The 1053-nt window shown below is 53.7% G+C and carries 2 protein-coding genes; both read left to right on the top strand.

All coding sequences use genetic code 11. From position 1 onward, the window contains the following. The first annotated feature begins 35 nt into the window (after nucleotides 1-35). Complete coding sequence (locus D6694_05915; protein RMH44402.1) at nucleotides 36-608, top strand: molybdenum cofactor guanylyltransferase; 573 nt, start codon at nucleotides 36-38, stop codon at nucleotides 606-608. Next, nucleotides 598-1053: molybdenum cofactor biosynthesis protein B (moaB, locus tag D6694_05910; protein RMH44401.1), on the top strand; the 456-nt coding region annotated here is incomplete at its 3' end. The genes D6694_05915 and moaB, both read left to right, overlap by 11 nt.

The raw sequence follows: 1053 nt of genomic DNA, 5'->3' as shown, positions 1-1053 counted from the left end.
TGACCAAACAACTGGCCATGATTGGGGGATGAACCATGCTCGGCGTGGTACTCGCAGGTGGCCGTTCTCGGCGTATGGGGCAAGACAAAAGCCTGCTGAAACTACCCAGTGGCCTCACGCAAGCCGAACATGCGGAGCAACTGCTGTATCAATCTGGATGTTCCCAGGTGGTCATCTGTGGACCACATCCGGGCTGGCTGCCAGACAGGCTGCCGAATCTTGGCCCACTAGGCGCGATTGAGACTGTGATGCACAAGATGCGACCAGACAAAATGCTGGTGATTCCGGTTGATATGCCGCTGCTGACCCCGACATTGCTGCGTCGCCTGCGCACCCGTCCCCCGAAAGGGAAAGCCCGTATTTTTTGCGGTTTTCCGCTGCCCATATTGTTATCGGTCACACCAGAGTGCAAAAAACTGATTCGTAGGCTGTTAGAACAGCCAGATCCCAGAAAACGGTCGCTCAAAGCGCTACTTGAACACATTGACCATACGGAACTAAAAGTTTCAGAGATCGAACAAAAACAGCTCCAAAACATTAACACGCCAGAACGATGGGAAGAAATTTATCAACGATTGGCAAGACGAGGACAACAACATGGGACATAAAACAGCGCAGCCTTTCCAACCGCTCAACATCGCGGTACTGACTGTCTCGGATACTAGAACACGCGAGAATGACACGTCGGGCGATTATTTAGAGCAAGCGGCTCTGGCGGCCGGACACCGCGTGGTCGATAGGACCATCGTCAAAGACGATATCTACCAACTGCGTGCCATTGTCTCGAACTGGATTGCCGATGATGGCGTGCAAGTGGTACTGATCACCGGCGGCACCGGATTCACTGAACGAGACAACACTCCTGAAGCACTGACGCCCTTGTTTGATCGCACGGTCGATGGTTTTGGCGAACTCTTCCGTCAGCTTTCCTACGAAGACATTGGCACCTCCACAGTGCAATCCCGCGCGGTGGCTGGACTGGCCAACGGCACACTGATTTTCGCTATGCCGGGGTCTCCCAATGCATGCCGCTTGGCATTTGAGCGTATCATT

The organism is Gammaproteobacteria bacterium (assembly GCA_003696665.1).
Classification (GTDB): domain Bacteria; phylum Pseudomonadota; class Gammaproteobacteria; order Enterobacterales.
The sequence above is the reverse complement of the archived record's forward strand: the minus strand, read 5'-3'. Positions and strand labels throughout refer to the sequence as shown.

Coding starts and splice junctions, on each gene's coding strand:
- D6694_05915 (RMH44402.1), top strand. CDS start 36: ATGCTCGGCGTGGTACTCGCAGGTGGCCGTTCTCGGCGTATGGGGCAA.